This is a genomic window from uncultured Roseibium sp. (genome assembly GCF_963675095.2).
Taxonomy (GTDB): Bacteria; Pseudomonadota; Alphaproteobacteria; order Rhizobiales; family Stappiaceae; genus Roseibium.
The window spans coordinates 1-21,072 of record NZ_CAXXSJ010000026.1; the positions used below are offsets into that span (position 1 = coordinate 1).

Below are 21,072 nucleotides of genomic sequence, written 5' to 3' on the forward strand. Positions count from 1 at the left end.
AAACTGATCGACCAGGCGCTGTCGTCGCCCTATACGCGCCTGCCCCTGTGGCGCGGGGAAAGCGACAATTTCGTCGGCGTGCTCCACGCCAAGGACCTGCTGCGCGCGCTCCATGCCGCCGGCGGCGATTTTTCCAAGATCGATCTGCTCCAGATCGCGACACCGCCGTGGTTCGTTCCCGACACCACCAGCCTGCAGGACCAGCTCAACGCCTTCCTGCGCCACAAGGCCCATTTCGCCCTCGTCGTCGACGAATACGGCGAGGTGATGGGACTGGTGACCCTGGAAGACATTCTGGAGGAAATCGTCGGCGAGATTGCAGACGAGCACGACGTGGAACTGGAAGGTGTCCGGCCCCAGGCCGACGGCTCGGTCATCGTCGACGGCTCGGTCCCGATCCGCGACCTCAACCGGGCGACCGACTGGCGCCTGCCGGACGACGAGGCCACCACCATCGCCGGCCTCGTCATTCACGAGGCGCGGATGATCCCGGAAGAACGCCAGATCTTCACCTTCCACGGCTTCCGCATCACGGTGCTGCGCCGGGAGAAAAACCGGATCACCCGCCTCAGGATCATGCCGCTCGGCCAGAAACCCAATCTGCTGACGCCCGCCGCTGCCCAGACCCCGCCCGCACCGACCGTCCCGGCCGGCAAGGCCTAGGGCATACAGAGCACTCTCTACGCCGCAATGGGGGCAGGTGCATTCCTCGGCACCTCTCCAACCTACAGGCCGTCACCCCCGACGTGATGTACAGACCGGGGACATGGCTGACAGGTGTTCGGGGACATGGTTGACACATTTATATCGCGTTGAGGTCGATTTGTGCGACCTTGTTGGCGCCGAAATAGATGCCGTATTTTCCCGGGTGAGAAGTTGGGCGAATAGCCAGGCTGTGTCCCCTGAATGCTTTCGGCACAGACCAGAGGCGTCCTTTGTAGCTGATTTGGGCCTTGGTTCTGGGAACCTTGCGGGTGATGGTGCTGTTTTCATAGATCATCTCCGGCAAGGTCTTTGACCAACTGCGCAGCGACGGACGGTAGCGGCTCGCGGGAACCTTGTCAGACAGGGCTTCATGCGGGCGATGATGGTTGTAAACCAGCCGCCAGCGGTCGAAGGCCTGCTGGAGCTGCTCCTGGCTACGGTAGCAGCGCAAGGCCAGCACCTCTTCGTTCAAGGTTCGGTTGAAGCGTTCATTCTTGCCCTTGGTTTGCGGATGGAATGGCCGGGCGTAGATCACATTCACGCCCAACCTGGCCAGCCAGACCCGTAACGGTGTCCAATGACTGTCCCGATAACTGGAACCCCAGGGGGCGCCATTGTCGACCAGAAATGCATCCGGCAGGCCATAGAGGCTAAAGCTGCGCTCCAGATGGGTCTGGACGGTATGTGTGCGCTGATCCGGACAAGCCGCCAGGCACACCGCGAAGCGGGAATGGTCGTCGACAACCGTTAGCGGATGGCACTCCTGTGCATTGCCCAGACGGACCCGACCCTTGAAGTCCATCTGCCACATACGGTTGGCCTCCTCTTCTTCAAAACGCTGCCAGTCTGTCCCGCTCCTGTCCCGGGGCCGGATACAATCATGGCGACGCAAGACCGCATGGATGGTCGATACCGCTGGAGTGTTGTCGTCGGTGCGTGAAAGCACCGCCGCGATCTTGCGCGCACCCCAAGCCGGATGGGCCGTGCGCACCGAAAGGATTGCTTCTTCCAACGCGGGGCAAAGCTGCTGCGGACTCGATCGCGGCCGGCGGCTGCGGTCCTCAAGCACATCTCCCGCTTCAAACCGGCGCAGCCACTTGTAGCCGGTCTGAGGGCTGATCCCGAACCGGCGGCAAAGCTCACGCCGGTTCACGCCTTCAAGCCTCGCGAGCCGGACGAACTCTTCTCGCTGTTCCATGATCGACATCTCCTGCCACGGCATGCCCGCCTCCTTCGACGTAAGTCATGCCAAATGTGTCAACCATGTCCCCGAACACCTGTCAGCCATGTCCCCGGTTTAAACATCAAGTCGGGGTGACAGCTGTGGAAGTGGCTCGGTTTTGCCCCAAGCTCCGTTGTCATTCCGGTTCGAGCGTAGCGAGAGACCGGAATCCTTGTGTGTCGGAATTGTGCTTAGGTGTGTCCGGGCGGGAGGCCGTTGGAATCCTGGTCTTGTAAGACCGTTTACTGGCTTGGCCCCCGCCCGTTCCACATACCCAACCTGAACAGTTGATAGAGGCCGTTGGCGCGGACCTCGTAGCACAGGGATAGGCACAATGACTTTACACCCTGACGTTATTGGATGCGACGTTTCTAGGCTGTAGTGACAATTTAAGGAATTGGAGATTCCCAAAGGTCGACAAATCAGATTCAACACTGGCTTTTGGAGGCTGGTGTGGAAGGCGAGATACTTCGGGACGATCAATGGGAGCGGCTTCGGGAATTTGTTCCGGGTGGCCGGCAGGGGCGGCGCGGTCCGCGCAGTGACGGACGTCGTTTCTTTAATGCGATCTTATGGCTCGCTCGCTCAGGCGCCCGCTGGAAAGATTTGCCAGAGGACAGGTTCGGTCCCTATCAGACAGCCAAACGGCGTTACTATCGCTGGATTGAAGCTGGTGTCTTTGAGCGCATATTCGAGGCGATCGCCCGTGAGCCGGACATGGAGTGGCTGGCAATCGACGCGACCGTCATAAGAGCACATGCCCAAGCCGCGGGCGGAGCGCGCAAAAGGGGGGATCTGAAGCCCAGGCCCTTGGACGCTCCCGGGGCGGCTTTGGAACGAAGATCCACGCAGTAGTGGACGCACTGGGCTTACCGGTTCGCTTCGATATCGGGCCGGGACAACAAAATGACATGGCTCCCGCGTGCCGTCTCATGAGCGGTCTGCATGCACAGCAGGTTCTTGCGGATCGCGCCTATGACGCTGACAGTCTACATGATCTTATTCTTGAACAAGGCGGCGAGCCCATCATTCCGCCACGCCGCCATCGCAAGCATCAGCATCACTACGACCAAATCGCATACAAGAACCGGTGGGGAATAGAAGGCTACTTCGCCAAACTCAAGCAATGGCGCCGTATCGCTACGCGATACGATAAGCTCGCTGCAAATTTCATCGGCTTCATCAAGCTCGCAAGCATTATGCTCTGGCTTAAATAATTAAATTGTCACCACAGCCTAGGCTGTAGTGACAATTTAAGGAATTGGGGATTCCCAAAGGTCGACAAATCAGATTCAACACTGGCTTTTGGAGGCTGGTGTGGAAGGCGAGATACTTCGGGACGATCAATGGGAGCGGCTTCGGGAATTTGTTCCGGGTGGCCGGCAGGGGCGGCGCGGTCCGCGCAGTGACGGACGTCGTTTCTTTAATGCGATCTTATGGCTCGCTCGCTCAGGCGCCCGCTGGAAAGATTTGCCAGAGGACAGGTTCGGTCCCTATCAGACAGCCAAACGGCGTTACTATCGCTGGATTGAAGCTGGTGTCTTTGAGCGCATATTCGAGGCGATCGCCCGTGAGCCGGACATGGAGTGGCTGGCAATCGACGCGACCGTCATAAGAGCACATGCCCAAGCCGCGGGCGGAGCGCGCAAAAGGGGGGATCTGAAGCCCAGGCCCTTGGACGCTCCCGGGGCGGCTTTGGAACGAAGATCCACGCAGTAGTGGACGCACTGGGCTTACCGGTTCGCTTCGATATCGGGCCGGGACAACAAAATGACATGGCTCCCGCGTGCCGTCTCATGAGCGGTCTGCATGCACAGCAGGTTCTTGCGGATCGCGCCTATGACGCTGACAGTCTACATGATCTTATTCTTGAACAAGGCGGCGAGCCCGTCATTCCGCCACGCCGCCATCGCAAGCATCAGCATCACTACGACCAAATCGCATACAAGAACCGGTGGGGAATAGAAGGCTACTTCGCCAAACTCAAGCAATGGCGCCGTATCGCTACGCGATACGATAAGCTCGCTGCAAACTTCATCGGCTTCATCAAGCTCGCAAGCATTATGCTCTGGCTTAAATAATTAAATTGTCACCACAGCCTAAAGCGCATCTGGATTTGTTCGACACCCGCAGGTCCCTTCGGATCGGCAATACGGTCACTGACATTGCGGGATGGCTCAGCCAGTTGAATGGACGCACGCCCTTCTTCGTTCTGGAGGCGACCGGGCGCTACGACAGAGTTCTGACCAAGGCTCTGGAGGTTCACGGCATCGGCTATGCCAGGGTCAATCCGGCTCGAGCACGTGCCTTTGCGACAGCCACCGGACATCTGGCCAAGACGGACCGTATCGATGCGCGCATGCTTGCCCGTTTAGGCCAAAGCCTTGCCCCAGAAGCCACTTTGCCCAGAGATCCGGCCCGCCTCCGCCTTGAAGCCGTCCATCGGCGGCGCGGTCAGTTGGTCTCCGTCCGGCAAAAGGACAAACAGCGTCTCAGTGAGGCCACTGCAGATGAACGGGACAGCTTGAAGCGACATATCGCCTGGCTGGACCGGGAGATCGCACGTCTGGAAGAAAAGATGCGAGCACTTCTGCACAACAGCGCAGTCCTTGCCCGTCAGGAAAAGCTCCTGCGCTCTGTTCCGGGCATCGGTCCGGTAACCGCTGTGACCTTGATGACCCTCTTGCCCGAGCTCGGCACCCGACCGGCCAAATCACTGGCCGCACTCGCTGGACTTGCCCCTTTCAACGCCGATACCGGGCGCTTCTGCGGTAAACGCTCAATCCGCGGGGGACGCAAACCGGTGCGGGATGCCCTTTACATGGCGGCTGTGACCGCTTCCCGCTCAAGCTCAAGGTTCAAGGCCTTCGCTGACACTCTTGAAAATCGCGGAAAGCCTTTCAAAGTCAAAACAATAGCGGTTGCCAGAAAACTGCTGACGACTGCAAATGCAGTCATTCGCGACGAAGTGCCATTCACTCCGTGAAAACACAGTTGCCAGTAGCCCCGGTATCATTTGAAACCGCAAGCGCCTGTGTTTACTGGATCCCAGCCTTCGCTGGGATTGTTTGTTTTGAGCGATGTTATGATGGGATTGGTCTCCCGGAGCGGAATTCCGGGAGACCAGTGACAGGCGACCGTGCTGGGATCGGGCTTTCACCCGTAGTCATCAAGGTTCCCTGTCGCTTCCTTTTCCCGCTTGGAGAGTTGATTGGGCCTCTGGCCTGAACCACGCCCGCAAACAATCCGAAGCATGCAGAGGATACCATCGTCATGGCGGTTTTGCAGCAAGCTCCTGTGCGTGTTGTTGGCTTCGATGTTGCCAAGGACACGATCACCGTGTTCGACAGTGCAGCCGGCAAGGTGAACACGGTCGACAACAACCGAAGCTCCTTGCGTAAACTGATTGCCCGCCTCGAGCCCGACAGCCTGGCGGTCTGTGAGCCGACCGGAGGTCACGAGGCCTGGCTTATCGACGCGCTGACGGCTGCCGGCATTGCCTGTCACCGGGCCGATACATTGAAAGTCAAAGCCTTTTCGCGCTCCTACGGCACGCTTGCCAAGACCGATGCCATCGATGCCAGGGCGCTGGCTCGCTACGGCCAGGAGCGGTGGGCATCGCTGCCCCTGTTCGCTCCCGTCCAGGCTGAGCAGAAAAGACTGACCGCCTTGGTGGCCAGGCGTCAGGATCTCATCGACCTCAAGGTGGCGGAGACCAACCGTCTCAAAGCCCCAGGAGAGGACGTGATCCAGGCCTCCTGCAGGGTCTTGTTGCGAAGCCTTGCCCGAGCTCTGGAACGTATCGATCAAGAGATCGACGCACTGATCGACTGCTGTCAGTCCCTCAAGCGGAGGGTCCAAATCTGTCTATCTTTGCCCGGTGTCGGGCCGCGCACGGCCGTGGCCCTGGCCGCAACCATGCCGGAGTTGGGAACCCTCACCCGCAGGCAGGCCGCCTCCCTGGCCGGTGTGGCCCCGCACCCAAGAGACAGCGGAACGCTCAAAGGCTACAGGAAAATGCGCGGCGGGCGGGCGAATGTCCGAACCGCCCTGTTCATGGCAGCCCTGGCCGCTAGCCGCGCTAAGGGACCTTTACGTCAGTTCTATCAACGCCTGGTCGAAAACGGTAAGAAACCGATCGTCGCCATATCCGCCGTCATGCGAAAGATCATCGTCATCCTAAATGCAAAACTCAGAGACGGACTCGCAAAACAGAGTTGATGACAACAGAGAGGGAGGTCGCAGTGTTCTGGCACGCAAGTTCTCATCAACTGTGCCGCTTTATTCCGCATATCCCTTGTTTCGCCTCAAATAAGCTTTGTTCGGCGGTAATTGCTGGGTCAGGATTGGCCGATCCCGTCGGGGACTATTTTCAGGCAGAGCGAAGTTCATGAATGCATTCAAGATGTTGACCGGATCGATGAAGCGAATCGGCGTCGCGGGTATGGCCGCCCTTCTCTTGTCTGCCTGTGTCTCGGAGACGGAGACGCCAGCCTTTTACAAGAGCATGGCGCGCGTGGATGCCGCTGTCGACCAGCAGACCGCGGCGCAGATGATCTCCCAGTACCGGTCCAACAACGGGCTGGGGCCGGTGACGGTCGATCCGGCGCTGACGGCCATCGCCCTGTCGCAGGCCCAGGCCATGGCCAAGGCGGGGGACGTGAGGGCGTCGCTGCCGAAGAAACAGCAGCTTGCAAGCCGTATGATTTCGATCGGCGAACCGCAGACTTACGCGTCCGAAAACGTCAGCGGCGGCTACCGCACGCTTGCGGAGGCCTTTTCCGGTTGGCGGGAGTCGCCCAAGCACAACAAGGTCATGCTGGACGACAAGGCGACGCGGATGGGGATCGCCACGGCTTACGCGCCGAACGCCAAGCACAAGGTGTTCTGGTCCCTGGTGATGGCCGGGCCGAAGCCTTAAGGGCTATTTCTGTTTGTATAATTACGGTTCAAGACGCTAACCTCCCCCGGAAGCAGGGGGAAATCATGCGTCAGGTGTTCAGATTGCCGGTTGTGTCCGGTTCATTGGTGTTCGCGGTCTTGCTGTCGTTCCTGTCCGTGCAGGCGCAGGACTTCGATTCCCATGCCGGATATTATTATCCGTCACCGCAAACGCGCGAAACCTACGCTTCTGACACCAAACCGGACGCGGAAGCGACGGAAAGTTCCCGGGCGGCGTTCGTCGTCGGCCTGGCCGCGAAGCAGTTCGAGCAGAACCATATTCCCGGCTATCACCTGTTCGCCAAGGGTGAGCATCTGGAAAAGCTGATCATCGTCGCTACCGGCGACGGGCAGTACGACACGCTCTATCGTCTCAGGGCGCTCCTGGCGTCGCTTACGTCCATGGCCCGGGGAACGCCGTTGTTTTCCCAGACCGCGGAGCCGTACGAATATAATTTCCTGGATTTCTGCAAGCTGATGGGCTTCACCCAGGTCACGGTGAGCAACGGCAAGGACATGGCCCACCAGATTTTCCTGCGCTAGGCTATCCCGGTACTAGTACCGTTTCAGCTTGCCATCCAACCAGTCCCTGAACTGGGACTTGGCGCCAAAGAAGACGTTGCGGTCGACTTCGCCCTGGATGCCGTCGACCTTGCCTTCGGCGGTGTACTGCCAGAAATACCAGTCCTCCCGCTTCGTGTAGACCCGGTTCGGATAGGCGGCCACCGAGCGCAGCCAGAACTGTTCGCCCTTCAGGGCGCCGACGAGGCGGTCGCGGTGGAAATCGACGGAAGAATAGATCACCGGCCGTTTGCCATAGTGATTTTCCATGGCATCCAGGAAGGCGTTCATGTCGCGCAGGATCTTCTCGCGGTCTGGCCGCTCCTGACAGGTCTTGGAATGCGCGTTCCACTCCATGTCGAGCACGAGCGGGAGGGCGGTCGGGTCGACGGGGATGGTTTCCTGCACCCAGGCGATCTGTTCTTCCACGGGCCGGCAGAAGTAATAGAAATGATAGGCGCCGCGGGGCAGGCCGGCGGCCTTCGCGCCATACCAGTTGTCCAGGAAGCGCGGATCGGAGTGGTCGCCGCCTTCGGTTGCCTTGATCCAGGCAAAGGAGATGCCGTCGTTACGCACCGCGTTCCAGTCCACGTCGCCCTGCCAGCGGGAAATATCGATGCCATGGACGGCATAATCCTCCGGCGTCGGGTCCGGAAACTCGTAAGCCGAGCAGGAGGCGAGGAAAATCAGGGCGATAACGGGTAGAAGGCGTCTGAAACAGAAACTCACGGCGCGCTCGTTTGATTAAGGAAGTGCTAAAACTCGCCCCTAAAATGACCGAGTTTTCCTAACGGAATATGGAGAACGGGCGATTGTGAACAAGATCGCTTGCATTTGTAAGGAGCGGCCGATGTTGTCAGCTGCTGTTCAATCAGGGTGAATTGGCCCTAGGCGTATGGCATCCGAATCCCTATGACTAGGGGCAACCGGCCGATTTTCTCTTTCAAAGGATTCCCATGCCCAAGCGTCTGACCATCGTGACCTGGAACATCAACTCCGTCCGGCTCCGGATGCCGATCGTGGAGAAGCTGCTGGCGGAAGTGCAGCCGGATGTGCTGTGCCTGCAGGAAACGAAATGTCCGGATGCCAATTTCCCGGAAGGCGCCTTCCGCAAGGCCGGCTACGAGCATATCGCGATCAACGGCCAGAAAGGCTATCACGGGGTGGCGACCGTCTCGCGCCTGCCCATTGAAAACATCGAGCGCCGCGAATTCTGCGCCATGGGCGACAGCCGGCATATCGCCGTCGACGTGCCGTTCAACGGTGCGTCCCTGCGGCTGCATAATTTCTACGTCCCGGCCGGGGGCGACGAACCGAACCGGGAGATCAACCCGAAGTTCGGCCACAAGCTCGACTTCTTCGCCGAGATGAAGGACTGGCTGAAGGGCGAGGAGACTGCACGGCCCGCCGTTCTGGTCGGTGACCTCAACGTGGCGCCTTACGAGGACGACGTCTGGTCGCACAAGGCGCTGTTGAAGGTGGTCAGCCACACGCCAATGGAGACCGAACTGTTCGAAAACGTCCGCGAAACCGGCGGCTGGATCGACGCCATGCGCCGGTTCACGCCGATGGAAGAAAAACTCTATACGTGGTGGAGCTACCGGGCGAAGGACTGGTCGGCCGCAGACAAGGGCCGGCGTCTCGACCATGTCTGGGTCTCGTCCCCGCTCTCGGACGCCATCAAGGGCACGAAGGTCCTGCGCGACGCGCGCGGCTGGGAAAAACCGTCCGACCACGCGCCGGTGATCGCGGAGTTTTCCGTTTAAGTGCCTAAGGTGTAATGATCACCTTGCCGAGCACTTTGCGGGCGGCGATCTCATCCAGGGCGGTGGAGATGTCCTCCAGCGGATAGATCGCGTGCACATGGGGGTTGAGCCGTCCCTGGCTGACCCACTCCAGGAGCTGGCGCATGTTGTTCTGATGGCCTTCGGGATCGCGCACGACGGCTTCGCCCCAGAAGACGCCGCGGATATCGCAGCCCTTGAGCAGCACCAGGTTCAACGGGATCTTCGGGATGTCGCCCGCGGCAAAGCCGATCACCAGAAAGCGGCCTTCCCAGGCCGTTGCGCGCAGGGCCTGTTCGGCCAGCTCGCCGCCGACCGGATCGTAGACCACGTCCACGCCTTCGCCGCTGGTCAGGCCCTTCAGCGTCTCCTTCAGCGGCTGTGTGGAGTAGTTGACGGTCTCGGCCGCGCCGAGGCTGCGGGCGAAGGCGAGCTTTTCGTCAGAAGAGGCGCAGGCGATGACCCGGCAGCCCATGAGCGTGGCGATTTCAACCGCCGCCTGGCCGACGCCGCCGGAGGCGCCCAGCACGGCGACTGTTTCGCCTGCCTGCAGTTTTGCGCGGTCGCGGAAGGCGTGAAGCGTGGTGCCGTAGGTGACCGTCAGCCCGGCGGCTGCCTCGAAGGAAACTTCATCCGGCAATTTGACCAGCCGGTCCTCGCAGGTGATGACCAGTTCGCGGGCAGCACCATAGCCGAGATAGCCCATGACCCGGTCTCCCGGCGCCACGTCCTCCACGCCTTCGCCGATGGCTTCGACGACGCCGGCAAATTCGGCTGACGGCGAAAAGGGCAAGGCCGGTTTGGTCTGGTACTTGTCCTGAATGATCAGCGTGTCGAAGAAGTTCAGGGCACAGGCCTTGACCCTTACCAGAACATCGCCGGGTTTTGGAACCGGGGCTGCTATTTCTTCGATGACGAGGGAGGACGGCGGCCCGAAGGCTTTGCAAAGGCAGGCTTTCACGGGTGGAAATCTCTCAAGAAATTCAGAACAATGTATTAGGGTCAGGACCCTAGTTGTTAGCATGCCTTTTTTTAGCCTTAAAGGCTTCATTAACCGTCTTTCGACGCACAGCCGTTGAATTTTCCGGAGCGGCCGGTATTTAGGGCGCACTTCAGAAGAGATGGAAACTGGAATGCGCGGATATTTTGCAGTCGGGGCGGAGGGGCTTTCGAAACGGATGAACCTCGGCACGCTCATGCGTTCCGCGCATGCATTCGGGGCGAGCTTCTTTTTCACCGTCGATGCGGACAAGGCGATCCGCAAGGCGCCGCCGTCCGATACCTCCAAGAGCCCGGGGCATCTGCCCTATTTCGCCTGGGACAGCGTCGACACCATGGATCTGCCGCGGGGCTGCCAACTGGTGGGGATCGAGCTGACTGACGAGGCGATCGACCTGCCGAGTTTCGGGCATCCCCTGCAGGCGGCCTACGTGCTCGGTCCGGAGCGGGGTTCGCTGTCGCCGGAAATGCTGGCGCGCTGCGACCATGTGGTGAAGATCCCGACCAAGTTCTGCATCAACGTGGCGATGGCGGGTGCCATTATCATGTACGACCGCCACCGGGCGCTGGGCCGCTACCGGGACCGGTCGATCACCGCGGGCGCGCCGGCCGGCGACCGGCCGAAGCATGTCCAGGGCGGACCGATCATGCGGACCGGCCGCAAAGTACCGGGCAACTGAGTTTCGGTTCCGGGTAGGGGCCGCAAGTGCAATTGAAACTTGCATCTTCCATCAGGCCGGGTCTTTCTATTCAGAGCGGGAACAGACCGGAGTGGTGGGGTGAGAAGGCTGTTAAGCCTGTGCGTAGTGGTTTTGGGGAGCTTCCTCGGGCTTTCCGTTACGGAATCCGCGAAAGCAGCTGACCTCGTCGCCCTTGTCGTCGGAAACGGGGCCTACCGGCATTTGCCCAAGCTTATCAATTCCCCGAATGACGCGACCTTGATGAGCCGTACGCTCGCCGACCTGGGTTTTGATGTCATCGAGGTTATCGATGGCGATCAGCGTGCATTGCTGGATGGCCTGATACGGTTCGGACGCGCGACCCGGGCTGCGGACATCGCGATGGTCTTCTACGCCGGCCATGCCGTACAGGTGGCCGGGCGTAACTGGCTGTTGCCGGTCGATGTCAACGTGGAGGCTTCGACGGACCTGCCGGGGCAGGCGATACGGGCGGAAGATCTGCTGGATATCATGGACGCGTCCGGCGCCCGGCTTAAACTGGTGTTCCTGGACGCCTGCCGGAACAACCCGTTGCCCCGCTCGCTGACCCGTGGCGTGGCCAGGGGCCTTGCCCGGCTCGATGCGGACACTGCCGGCACGATGATCGCATTCGCGACCGCCCCCGGGGATGTCGCTTTCGACGGGGTGGGGGCAAACAGCCCCTTTACCACGGCCCTTGCGCGCTACATTCGCCAACCAGGGCTCGAAGTCCGCCAGATGATGGGAAAGGTCCGAAAGGCGGTCTACGACGAGACCGGCGAGCGGCAGCTTCCCTGGGTCAATGAGGCGCTTATCGGCGAATTCTATTTTGCGGGGAGGTCGCAGACGAAAGCCGCACCGACTTCCGAGGGCAGCGATGCGTCGGCAAACGCCTTCACGCTGACAGAAAAGCTCGGCACCCTTGCCGCCTATGACGCGTTTCTTTCGATGTTCCCCGAGGGCTTATATGCAGACCGTGCAAGGGCAGCTCGTGAGCTGCTTGTCGCCGAAGTGCCTTCCGGCGAAGCGGCTTCCGCCGAAGACAATCCGCCCCTGACAGCGGTGTCCGGTACGCCGGAGAAGCAGGAAAAAGCAGCTCGTCCGGTTCAAACAGACCCGGTGCCTTTGGCAACGCCAGAAACGGTCGCACCGAAAAACAAGCCGGATGCTCCTAAAGTCATCGCCTCTATCGAGAAGCCTGAAACTGCGGAAACTTTCGGTACCAGTAAAACCACCGTCACTTTCCAGCGTTCCATCCTTTATGAGGAAAACGCAGGCGCAAACGGCGCGGGGACCGCGGCACAGGGCGATGTGGTCTGGGCCGTGGGCGAAGAGACCGATCTGAACGGCCGAAAACAGGCGGTTCTGACTGCGAAGATCAACATCCCCGATCGGGATATCTCGGTCGATTTACGCATGAAACCCAACGATGACGACTCATTGCCCGCCAGTCACCTGATTGAAATCAAATACAATCTGCCGAATGGCTTTCCTTCGGGCGATGTGCAAAACGTGCCGGGCCTCGTATTAAAGCCGACCGAGCAGGCCCGGGGCGATGCCCTCATCGGCGCCTCGATAAAGGTCTCGGATGGCTATTTCTGGATCGCCCTTTCAAACCTCACCGACGAACTCGAGCGCAACATCGGACTGCTGCGGGATCGGGGATGGATCGACATCCCGATGCTTTTTGACAACGGCAAACGCGGGATCTTGACGCTCGAGAAAGGGTCGAGCGGAGCGAAGGCAGTCGAGAATGCTGTTCAGGCCTGGCGAGCAGCCGGCTGAGCGGCAGTAGGCCGAATTGAATCTTGCATCTTACGTCACGTCGGGATTTTCTATTTCCAACGGGAACAGGCCGGAGTGGGGTGGGTGAGACGCCTGATATGTCTTTGCTGTCTGATTTTGGGAAGTCTGCCGGGGTATTTGGCTTCAGCGCCCGCGAGCGCGGCTGACCGGGTTGCGCTCGTCGTCGGCAACGGAGCCTATCGGTATGCTTCCGAGCTCCCGAACCCGCCCAACGATGCGGCCCTGATGGGGCGCACGCTCGCGGACCTCGGCTTCGATGTCATTCAGGTGATCGATGGCGATCAGCGGGCGCTCTTGAACGCACTGACCCAGTTCGGGCGGGCAGCGCAGAATGCGGATATCGCGCTGGTGTTCTATGCCGGCCATGGGGTTCAGGTGGGCGGGCGCAACTGGCTCCTGCCGATCGATGTCCACGTGGAAGCGTCGACGGATCTGCCGGGGCAGGCCGTTCGCGCCGAGGATCTGCTGGAAATCATGGATGCATCGGGCGCGCGGCTGAAGCTGGTGTTCCTGGATGCCTGCCGGAACAATCCACTGCCCCGGTCGCTGACGCGCGGCACGACCAGGGGCCTTGCCCGGCTTGACGCGGGCACCGCGGGTACGATGATCGCATTCGCGACCGCGCCCGGTGATGTCGCCTCCGACGGAACGGGGGCGAACAGCCCCTTTACCACGGCCCTTGCCCGCTACATCCGCCAACCCGGTCTGGAAGTGCGCCAGATGATGGGCAAGGTGCGCGAGGCGGTCTACGACGAAACCGGCAAGCGCCAGCTTCCCTGGGTCAACGAAGCCCTGATCGGCGAGTTTTACTTTGCAGGTACGGCTCAGGCGGTGACTGCGCCTGTTGCGAGCGCATCGGTTGCAACCGCACCGGCTGCCGCCGACAGTGATTCCTCGGCAAGTGCCTTCGCGCTTGCCGAAAAGGTCGGAACCGTTGCCGCCTATGATGCTTTTTTGTCCCGGTATTCCGATGGCTTTTATGCGGACATCGCCCGTGCGGCGAGGCAGAAGCTTGTCGGAGAAGGGGCTTCCGCCGGGGCGAACCAGGCATCTGCGCCGGAGCCTGCTGATCAGGGAAAGATCGTGGTCGTGAATACCTCGCCGGCGCATCTGGATCCGCCGGACTATCGCAGCGGGGCCTGTGCGGTGCGGACCGTCGGCGGGGCGCAACTGACCTATTGTTCCTCCTCCGTGCTCGATCCCCAATACGGCAACCGCTACGGACCCGGAAACCTGACCGACGGCGACCCTGCGACGGCCTGGGTGGAGGGTGTCGGGGGGGCGGGGACCGGTGAACGCATCCTGGTCAAATTCGGCTCCGAGCGCCCGTTCGCCGGTATCGACATCACCAACGGCTACACCAAGAACCGCAGCATCTTTGCCAAGAACGGCCGCGTCCGGAACGCCACGGTCAAATTGTCGGATGGGTCGACTTATGACCTGCCGCTGAGCGATACGATGAATGTGTTACGCAAGCGCCTGCAAAGACCCGTCGCAGCGACCTGGATGGAATTTCGAATCGATGGCGTCTACGACGGCTCCAAATATCAGGACACCGCGATTTCAGAGCTGATCCCCGTGTTTGCCGACTGATTTTCGCTAGTTCCGCTGACTATCGTTCTCTTATGGGGAAGTCGAAGGAGGTGCGAGGGAACGGCTCGTTTTTCAGGGTGAAATGCCACCACTCCGCCGGATAATTCCTGAACCCGGCTCTTTCCATCAGGGCAAGGAGCTTCCGCCGGGCGGTCTGAGCGGCGGGAGAGACGTCTCTCGATGCGGTCCGGCTGAACGGATGGAAGCAATCGAAGGCCGTGCCGAAGTCGGACGTTTGCCGGTCGTGCCGGCTGCAGGGAGACGGGGCATGACGGCCGCCGTCGTTGCTACCTGCAGGAGCCAGGGCAAGGTCGACGGTCGAGCCGCGTGCGTGGGCGCTTTTGCGGCCGACATACCCTTCCGCGATCAGCCGGTCCCGCCGCGTTCGCGGGAAATAGGCGGCGTCGGTTTCCGCCCCGGCCGCACTCCAGTCGGCCATATCGCGGACGGCGCGGGCCGGCCGGTAACAGTCGAAAACGATCAGGTCGAAGCCCTGGGCTTTCGCCAATTTGGCTGCCTTCCGGAGGGAATGTGCCGCAGCCTCTGTCAGGATGCATTCGGCGGCCCGATAGCCGGCAAGCGGCCGGTGCATGAAGTTCTGCGGCCCCGCGTAACGGATATCCTGGCGAATCTCCGGTGCCGTGTCGCGCAGATAGACAAATCCGTCCGGCAGAGGCGATGCGGCATGAGCCGGGAGGGGAGCTGGCAGGACGCACGACAGCAAACCGGCTAATAAAATTGTCCTCATGGGCCTTCCGGATGGTTTCGCATAAATCTGCCGCGCGAAGCCTGCGCGATAAGCCTGGAAATGCAGTGGTGCCGGTCAATCGGCCAGTTTCGGTGCGATCCTGCCACACTCATGCCCGATTTATCCAAACAGCCTGTCCCCGGTCGTGACGATGCGGGGTCATGCCTTCAAAGCACGTTATTTTGGGCTCTCAACCCTTTCGTAACCGGCTTTAAGTTATCATTAAAACAAGGTTTATATGCCGAATGGCATTTGAATAGAATGCAAACGAACTGTCACGAGCCAAATGGTGTGGAGATGATGCAAGCAAAAACGCTGATCTTGGCCCTCGCGGGTCTCATTTTTTCGAGTGCAGCGGCTTTCGCACAGACCCCGACATTGCTGCAACAGCATAAGGACTGGGCAGCCTATGTCATGGCAAGCGGCAGCGGGAAAGTCTGCTATGCGCTGACAAAGCCGACGCAGATGCTGCCGGGCGACCGGAACCATGGAGATGTCTTCTTCTTCATCACCAGCCGCCCAGCGGAAGGTGTTTCGGAGGAACCGAGCCTGCTGGTCGGTTACCCCATGAAGGAAAAGTCGACGGTAACTGTCGACGTGGACGGCAAGAGCTTCTCGATGTTCACGAACAACGACGGCGCCTGGGTCGACAACGCGGCGATCGAAGCGCAGCTGGTCGGGGCCATGAAGGCCGGACGGGACATGACCGTTCACGGCGAATCGAGCCGCGGGACCAAGACGACCTACAAGTTCTCGCTGTCCGGCGTGACGGCGGCGATCAAAAGCGCCTCCGACGCCTGTCGCTGACACGGTCGCGGACAAGTCTGACAGAAGGGGCCGGGAGACCGGCCCTTTTTGTTTTGGGCTTTCTGGTTTTATTGGCTGAATCTCGCGGCAAACTTGATTTTTTTCCGCTAATATGGTTTTGACCGCATCCGGAGTTCCGGGCCGAAAGGGTCGGACCTGCCGGAGGAACCGATCGGACAGGTGGCTGAAATCCAGCCGAACGAACCTATATGACGATCCGGGCCCGGCAATGAAATGCCCGACAATGAAGTGATTATCCGCCGACATGCGGATGAAAAACGGATCAGCACATGGCGATAACGCTCGACATCGCGCGGGAAAACCCGAACGCGCCGACGGTTTCCGGTATTCCGGCCTCTGTGTCTCCAGAGGATGAGAAACCGACCCTGATCGGCCTGACGCGCGAGGAGCTGGCCGAGGCGATGGCCGAGATCGGCGTGCCGGAAAAGCAGCGGCGTATGCGCGCCTCCCAGCTCTGGCATTGGCTCTATGTGCGCGGCGTTTCCGATTTCACGCTGATGACCAATATCGCCAAGGACCTCAGGGCGAAGCTAGCTGAGACCTTTACCATCGCACGCCCGGAAATCGTCTCCGAACAGATTTCCGTCGACGGCACGCGCAAGTGGCTGTTCCGGTTTCCGGCGCGCGGCGCCGGCAGGCCGGTCGAGGTGGAGACCGTCTATATTCCGGAGGAAGGCCGCGGTACGCTGTGCATTTCCTCCCAGGTCGGCTGCACGCTGACTTGCACCTTCTGCCACACGGGCACCCAGAAGCTGGTACGCAACCTGACGGCGGAAGAAATCCTGTCCCAGATCCTGATCGCCCGCGACCGGCTGGGCGACTTTCCTGACGCTTCTACGCCCCAGGGCGCGATCGTGCCGTCCGAGGGCCGGCTGGTGTCAAACATCGTCATGATGGGCATGGGCGAGCCGCTCTACAATTTCGACAACGTCAAGAAGGCGCTGCTGATCGCGTCCGACGGCGAGGGGCTTTCCCTCTCCAAGCGCCGGATCACCCTGTCGACCTCCGGCGTGGTACCGGAAATCGCCCGCGCCGGGGCGGAGATCGGCTGCATGCTGGCGATCTCGCTGCATGCGGTGCGCGACGATCTGCGCGACGTGCTGGTGCCGATCAACAAGAAGTGGCCGATCAAGGATCTGCTCGATGCTTGCCGAGCCTATCCGGGTCTGTCCAACGCCAAGCGCATCACCTTCGAATATGTGATGCTGAAGGGTGTCAACGACAGCAACCAGGATGCGCTCGATCTGGTGCGTCTCCTGAAAGGCATTCCGGCCAAGATCAACCTGATCCCGTTCAACCCGTGGCCGGGGTCCGAGTATGAATGCTCCGATTGGGAGCGGATCGAGGAATTCGCCGATATCGTCAACCGGGCCGGCTACGCCTCGCCGATCCGCACGCCGCGCGGCCGGGACATCTTCGCCGCCTGCGGCCAGCTCAAGTCGGCCTCGGAGCGCATGCGCAAGAAGGACCGCGAGGCGGTGGCTGCTAGCGCCGGAGCCTGAGCGGTGCAGCGGCGCCTGTATCAGGAGCTGCTGTGGGCTCTGCTTGGCTATGTCATCGCGGTTCTCGTTGCCGCGGTGGTTGCAGTTGCCCCGATTGCCCTTAAGGAAGCTATTTCCTCCCCTGGTGTGGCGGCTGAGCAGGGTGGAATTCTTCCCTATTTTTTCGATCTTTATTTCGTTGGTGCATTTATTGTCGCCATGTTCATGACCTTCAGCGCTTGGCCGGGTTTTGTGATCGCTTTGATCGTGGGGGTGAGGCGTGGGTACCGGAGCCTCAAATATTTCTCAGGCTGCGGATTGGCGGCGGCCTTTGTGGGGGCACTCATTTTCCGTGGAACGCCGCCAGGCGGGTGGGGAGCCAGTACTATGTGGTCGATATCGTCCTATCTGATTGATATTTTCGGAGCCTGTCTTGGCGGGGCTGTCGGCGGATTTGCCTATGGCCTGTTCGCACGGCGATACCAGGTCTTCATGCGGCGATCCGTTAGCGCCGACGTTTTCGATTGAGCTTGTTGATCGGCCCTTGCCGGCGCTTGGACGGGAGTCTGATCGCAGGATGCAATTGGCCGGCCGGCCGATCACGTAATGCCTTCCTTTTCGTGATCTGAAACCACGATCTCCTGAACAAGGCTTGATTTGAACGGAGCCGGTTGCCGGACCATCTCCATGGAGGCCGGGGGCTATCGTCCGGCATATTGCGGATCATCGCCTTTGGGGATTTTCAAATGAACAGTTCATATGCGACGCACGCCAGCCGTTCGTCTTCGCTCTTTCCGCCGCTGACCGTGGCTACGCTGGTCACGGCCATCCTTGCCGGGATTGCCGCCGACCTGACCTGGGAAATCTGGGCACGCGGGATCACGCCGTTCTGGGTCGGCGGGCCTTTGGAACCGGCAGCGCTGGTGCAGTCGGTGTTCGGGTTGAAGAGCAAGTTCCTCGCGGAACTGATCCACGGTGTCGTCGGCGTGGTGTTCTATCCGCTCGGCTACCTGTTCATCGCCCGACCGATCGCGCGGGTCGTCACGCCGTTCCTGCCGTGGTGGATCGTCGGCCTCGGCTTCGGTGTCGGCTTGTGGATCTTCGCGCTCTACATCATGGCCCATATTTTCGCCGGGCTGCCGCCGTTCCTCGGTTTCATCACCCTGACCTGGGCCTCGCTCGTCGGCCACCTGTTGTTCGGCCTGGTCACCGCGGCCGCGGTGCGCTGGCGCGAGAGCTGAGCGTTTCTGCCTGACGTTTGATGACAGCCTCGTCTCTTGCACCATTCTCCCCCCTTGAGGGGGAGATGTCCGCGTTAGCGGGCAGAGGGGGGTGTTCGGCTTTTCGGCAAGTTGCAGCGCAGGAGGATGAAGCCACCGCTGCTACCCCCCTCTGTCACCAAAGGTGACATCTCCCCCTCAAGGGGGGAGATGGGCGCAAGCGGAATGGCTTTGCCAAAAAAATTCGGGCCGCCCAAATGGCGGCCCTTGTTGTTCTCATGGCGCGGCTTCTCAGGCCAGGCCGTGTTTCGACAGGGGCAGGTCGGTGATCCATTCGCCCTTGGCAGCAGCAATCGCGTTGGCAACGGCCGGGCCGATCGGTGGGGTGCCGGGTTCGCCGACACCTGTGGGCGCTTCCGTCGAGGGCACGATGTGAACCTCGATTTCCGGCATGTCCGTCATGCGGATCGGCAGGTAGGTGTCGAAGTTCTCCTGGTCGACCACGCCGTCGGTCATGGTGATCTCGTTGCGCAGGATGGCGCCGAGGCCGTAGCCTATGCCGCCCTGCATCTGGGCCTCGATGTTCTTCGGGTTGACCGGAACACCGCAGTCGACGGCGCAGACCACCTTTTCCACCTTCACCGTTCCGTCGTCACGGAAGGAGATTTCGGCCACTTCCGCCACATAGGAGCTGAAGGACTTCACCACGGCGATGCCGCGATAACGGCCTTCCGGCAACGGGTCCTTCCAGCCGGCCTTCTCGGCAGCCAGCTTCAGGACGCCGGCATAGCGTTGATCTTCCTTGATCCGCTTCAGACGGTAGTCGAGGGGATCCTCGCCGGCTTCCTTCGCCAGACGGTCGATCATGGTCTCGGCCACATAACCGGTGTGGGTATGCCCGACGGAGCGCCACCACAGGACCGGCACAGGCGTTTCGGCGTTGTGAACCTCCGCCTGGAAAGCCGGCAGTTCATAGGGCAGCTCGTCCACGCCCTCGACTGTCGTGGCATCGACGCCGTCCTTGACCATGTAAGGCTCGAAGAAAGTGCCTGAGATGATCGATTTGGAAGCGACGCTGTGATGCCAGCCGACCACGTTGCCGTTTTCATCGAAGCCGACACGGGCCTTGTGGGCGACCATGGGCCGGTAGTAGCCGCCTTTGATGTCGTCCTCGCGGGTCCAGACGATCTTGATCGGCTGGGGTCCATGGCCGGCATCGAGCCGGGCCTTGGCGATCAGGGCTGCCTCGGCGAAGTAATGGCTGTCCGCCTGGGCGCGTCGGCCGAAGGAGCCGCCGGCCCAGGTGGTGTGGATGGCGATCTTGTCCGGTGTCAGGCCTAACACGGTACCGGCGACCATCTGGTCCACCGTCTGGAACTGGGACCCGGTCCAGAACGTGGCGCTCTTGCCATCGTAGAGAACCGTGATGTCGAGCGGTTCCATGGGCGCGTGGGCCAGGAAGGGGAAGCTGTAATCCACCTCGATGACCTTGGCAGCATTTGCTAGAGCGGCTTCCGGATCGCCATGGCCGTTCGGGACGGGATTCCCCTTTTCGGTTGTCATGTCGGCAAGTTCCCTGGCCATTTCCGCCGTGCCGCGCTTTTCCGCCTTGCTGTCGTCCCAGGTGACGTCCAGAAGGCCGCGGGCCTTGATTGCCGGCCATGTGGAGGTCGCGAGAACCGCCACACCGCTCGGCACCGAAACGACGTCGACCACGCCCTTCACCTTGCGCGCTTCGGCGTCATCGAAACCGGTTGCGACCGCGCCGAATTTTGGCGGCCGGGCCAGAACGGCGACGAGCATGTTCTCCGCCTGATGGTCCATGCCGAAATAGCCGACGGAGCCATGGGACTTGTCGGCAGCATCGACGCGCGGGAAATCCTTGCCGATATGGACCCAGTCTTCCGGCTTTTTCAGGACCGGTTCGCCCGGGACTTCCTGTTTGGCTGCAAGACCTGCCAGTTCGCCGAAGCTGGCGGATTTGCCGCTTGGGTGAGACAGGATGCCTTTTTCGACCTTGATTTCGGAAGCGGGTACACCCCAGTCCTCGGCCGCGGCCGCGACGAGCATGGCCCGGGCGGCAGCACCGGCCTGGCGGTATTGCATGAAGGAATTGGCGATTGCGCTGGAACCGCCCGTTCCCTGCATGCCGAAGGCGAGGTTCTTGTAGACCTCGGCATTTGCAGGGGCGAATTCGGCCGTCACTTGTGCCGCATCGGCGTCCAGTTCTTCGGCAACCAGGGTTGCAAGCCCCGTGGCGTTGCCCTGTCCCATGTCCTGATGCTTGTTCAGGACGACGACCGTGTTGTCCGGCCTGATGTGGACGAAGGGCTGGACGAAGGCCGCGTCATCGCCGGCCGCGTTGGCGGAGCCCGGCATGCGCAGCGCGAGCATCAGGCCGCCGGCGGCGCCTGCGGAGAGTTTCAGGAAAGTGCGGCGGCTGGGAGCGGCCGCCTGAAGCGGTTTTTCAAGCAAGTGCAACATGG

At 60.9% G+C, this 21,072-nt stretch carries 19 protein-coding genes and 1 pseudogene; 15 read left to right on the plus strand and 5 right to left on the minus strand.

The annotated features are described in order from the left end of the window. Window positions 1-663: transporter associated domain-containing protein (locus tag ABIN98_RS08605; RefSeq protein ID WP_346909184.1), on the plus strand; the 663-nt coding region annotated here is incomplete at its 5' end. 72 nt (window positions 664-735) lie between these two features. Here the strand turns inward: ABIN98_RS08605 and ABIN98_RS08610 are convergent. Then, window positions 736-1,927, minus strand: a pseudogene (locus ABIN98_RS08610) (IS481 family transposase). Window positions 1,928-2,380: 453 nt separating this feature from the next. Between ABIN98_RS08610 and ABIN98_RS08615 the strand changes: the two are divergent. The 6 genes from ABIN98_RS08615 to ABIN98_RS08640 all read left to right on the plus strand — a co-directional run bounded on the left by ABIN98_RS08615 (window position 2,381) and on the right by ABIN98_RS08640 (window position 7,411). Next, window positions 2,381-3,144 (plus strand): IS5 family transposase gene (locus ABIN98_RS08615; RefSeq protein WP_346907107.1). Its coding sequence is split into 2 segments (ribosomal slippage): window positions 2,381-2,711 and window positions 2,711-3,144, totalling 765 coding nucleotides; the frame shifts between segments, so codons are not numbered across the junction. 100 nt (window positions 3,145-3,244) lie between these two features. Then, window positions 3,245-4,008, plus strand: a protein-coding gene (locus ABIN98_RS08620) for an IS5 family transposase (RefSeq protein ID WP_346909186.1) whose coding sequence is annotated in 2 segments (ribosomal slippage) — window positions 3,245-3,575 and window positions 3,575-4,008 — 765 coding nt in all. Because the reading frame shifts where the segments join, the coding sequence is not laid out codon by codon here. A 35-nt stretch (window positions 4,009-4,043) separates the two neighbouring features. Further along, on the plus strand, window positions 4,044-4,913 hold the full coding sequence (locus tag ABIN98_RS08625; protein ID WP_346909188.1) for an IS110 family transposase: 870 nt from the start codon (window positions 4,044-4,046) through the stop codon (window positions 4,911-4,913). A 287-nt stretch (window positions 4,914-5,200) separates the two neighbouring features. Further along, complete coding sequence (locus ABIN98_RS08630; protein ID WP_346908896.1) at window positions 5,201-6,148, plus strand: IS110 family transposase; 948 nt, start codon at window positions 5,201-5,203, stop codon at window positions 6,146-6,148. A gap of 169 nt (window positions 6,149-6,317) precedes the next feature. Then, entirely contained in the window at window positions 6,318-6,848 is a 531-nt protein-coding gene (locus ABIN98_RS08635) for a CAP domain-containing protein (protein WP_346909190.1), read from the plus strand. 65 nt (window positions 6,849-6,913) lie between these two features. Beyond that, entirely contained in the window at window positions 6,914-7,411 is a 498-nt protein-coding gene (locus ABIN98_RS08640) for a hypothetical protein (protein ID WP_346909192.1), read from the plus strand. A 12-nt stretch (window positions 7,412-7,423) separates the two neighbouring features. Here ABIN98_RS08640 and ABIN98_RS08645 read toward each other — a convergent pair whose 3' ends face one another. Then, entirely contained in the window at window positions 7,424-8,158 is a 735-nt protein-coding gene (locus tag ABIN98_RS08645) for a GH25 family lysozyme (RefSeq protein WP_346909194.1), read from the minus strand. A gap of 227 nt (window positions 8,159-8,385) precedes the next feature. On the opposite strand from ABIN98_RS08645, the gene xth reads away from it, so the two are divergent. Continuing rightward, window positions 8,386-9,195: an exodeoxyribonuclease III gene (gene xth, locus ABIN98_RS08650; RefSeq protein ID WP_346909196.1), complete on the plus strand. Its 810-nt coding sequence runs from the start codon at window positions 8,386-8,388 to the stop codon at window positions 9,193-9,195. A 4-nt stretch (window positions 9,196-9,199) separates the two neighbouring features. Here xth and ABIN98_RS08655 read toward each other — a convergent pair whose 3' ends face one another. Further along, window positions 9,200-10,174: an NADPH:quinone oxidoreductase family protein gene (locus ABIN98_RS08655; protein ID WP_346909198.1), complete on the minus strand. Its 975-nt coding sequence runs from the start codon at window positions 10,172-10,174 to the stop codon at window positions 9,200-9,202. Window positions 10,175-10,346: 172 nt separating this feature from the next. Here ABIN98_RS08655 and ABIN98_RS08660 point away from each other — a divergent pair, with 172 nt between their 5' ends. The 3 genes from ABIN98_RS08660 (at window position 10,347) to ABIN98_RS08670 (ending at window position 14,309) form a co-directional block, all read left to right on the plus strand. Continuing rightward, the gene (locus tag ABIN98_RS08660) at window positions 10,347-10,892 is read left to right on the plus strand and encodes an RNA methyltransferase (protein ID WP_346909200.1); all 546 of its coding nucleotides are present in this window, start codon (window positions 10,347-10,349) and stop codon (window positions 10,890-10,892) included. Between the two features lie 126 nt (window positions 10,893-11,018). Beyond that, complete coding sequence (locus tag ABIN98_RS08665; protein WP_346909283.1) at window positions 11,019-12,695, plus strand: caspase family protein; 1,677 nt, start codon at window positions 11,019-11,021, stop codon at window positions 12,693-12,695. A gap of 138 nt (window positions 12,696-12,833) precedes the next feature. Continuing rightward, complete coding sequence (locus ABIN98_RS08670; RefSeq protein ID WP_346909202.1) at window positions 12,834-14,309, plus strand: NADase-type glycan-binding domain-containing protein; 1,476 nt, start codon at window positions 12,834-12,836, stop codon at window positions 14,307-14,309. Between the two features lie 19 nt (window positions 14,310-14,328). Here the strand turns inward: ABIN98_RS08670 and ABIN98_RS08675 are convergent, their stop codons facing one another. Beyond that, window positions 14,329-15,057 carry a M15 family metallopeptidase gene (locus ABIN98_RS08675; protein ID WP_346909204.1) on the minus strand — a complete coding sequence of 243 codons (729 nt, stop codon included), beginning with the start codon at window positions 15,055-15,057 and terminating at the stop codon, window positions 14,329-14,331. Window positions 15,058-15,357: 300 nt separating this feature from the next. Between ABIN98_RS08675 and ABIN98_RS08680 the strand changes: the two genes are divergently transcribed. The 4 genes from ABIN98_RS08680 to ABIN98_RS08695 all read left to right on the plus strand — a co-directional run bounded on the left by ABIN98_RS08680 (window position 15,358) and on the right by ABIN98_RS08695 (window position 18,607). After that, the gene (locus ABIN98_RS08680) at window positions 15,358-15,864 is read left to right on the plus strand and encodes an invasion associated locus B family protein (RefSeq protein ID WP_346909285.1); all 507 of its coding nucleotides are present in this window, start codon (window positions 15,358-15,360) and stop codon (window positions 15,862-15,864) included. A 290-nt stretch (window positions 15,865-16,154) separates the two neighbouring features. Continuing rightward, window positions 16,155-17,387: a 23S rRNA (adenine(2503)-C(2))-methyltransferase RlmN gene (gene rlmN, locus ABIN98_RS08685; RefSeq protein ID WP_346909206.1), complete on the plus strand. Its 1,233-nt coding sequence runs from the start codon at window positions 16,155-16,157 to the stop codon at window positions 17,385-17,387. A gap of 3 nt (window positions 17,388-17,390) precedes the next feature. Continuing rightward, window positions 17,391-17,894 (plus strand): hypothetical protein, encoded by a 504-nt coding sequence (locus ABIN98_RS08690; RefSeq protein WP_346909208.1) that lies wholly within the window; start codon window positions 17,391-17,393, stop codon window positions 17,892-17,894. Between the two features lie 218 nt (window positions 17,895-18,112). After that, window positions 18,113-18,607, plus strand: coding sequence for a hypothetical protein (locus ABIN98_RS08695; RefSeq protein WP_346909210.1), 495 nt, complete (start codon window positions 18,113-18,115; stop codon window positions 18,605-18,607). A 270-nt stretch (window positions 18,608-18,877) separates the two neighbouring features. On the opposite strand, the gene ABIN98_RS08700 is transcribed toward ABIN98_RS08695, so the two are convergent. Continuing rightward, window positions 18,878-21,070, minus strand: coding sequence for a xanthine dehydrogenase family protein molybdopterin-binding subunit (locus ABIN98_RS08700; protein WP_346909212.1), 2,193 nt, complete (start codon window positions 21,068-21,070; stop codon window positions 18,878-18,880). Window positions 21,071-21,072: the final 2 nt, after the last annotated feature.